This window comes from Bacillus sp. LR--39 (genome assembly GCF_053613335.1).
In genome coordinates this window covers 1-656 of record NZ_JBSIOT010001016.1, presented here as the reverse complement: position 1 = coordinate 656, position 656 = coordinate 1, and the positions used below count along the sequence as shown (strand labels likewise).

Sequence of the window (656 nt, the reverse complement as noted above, 5' to 3'; positions counted from 1 at the left end):
AAGCGCCATTTCGCCGGCGCGAAGTTTTTTATTATTCATGATCTTTGTTCCTCCTCAGTGATTCACACAACTTTATCGTAAGAGATCACAAAATAGTTTGTCAACCATTTTTTATTCGAGTTAACAAAGGGGGTTCTTTCGTGTTTTTTGGGAAAACAAAACCGCACAAGTCCGACAGGGTGCCTCCAAACCAAAATGTCACAACATCTTTTCCTGTTCTTCATGCAGGACATGTTCCGGAATACGAAGACCTGTCAAAATGGAATTTGCAAATTTACGGACTTGTCGAACAGCCGCTCCTGCTGACGTTGGATGATCTTCATGAGATGCCGCAAAGCGAAGTGTCCAATGACATTCATTGTGTAACAGGCTGGTCCAAGCTCGATAATGTTTGGGAAGGGATCAAGACAAAGGAGATCGCTGAAAGAGTAAAGCCGCTTCCGGAAGCCAGATTTGTCATCTTGCATGCAGAGGAAGGCTGGACGACGAATGTTCCGCTCGAAGACTTTTTGAAGGATTCGTCTCTTTTGGCTCATTCCCATAACGGCGCCCCGCTCACGCCGGAGCACGGCTTTCCGCTCAGAGCGGTGATGCCGCATTTGTATTTTTGGAAAAGCGCCAAATGGCTGAGGGGCATTCAGTTTACAAAGGAAAAC

Annotated in this window: 1 protein-coding gene; it reads left to right on the top strand. The window is 46.2% G+C overall.

What is annotated here, in order from left to right:
- Positions 1–140 precede the first annotated feature (140 nt).
- A partial coding sequence (locus tag ACWHAR_RS28135) for a molybdopterin-dependent oxidoreductase (RefSeq protein WP_452088577.1) occupies positions 141–656 on the top strand: 516 nt, incomplete at its 3' end.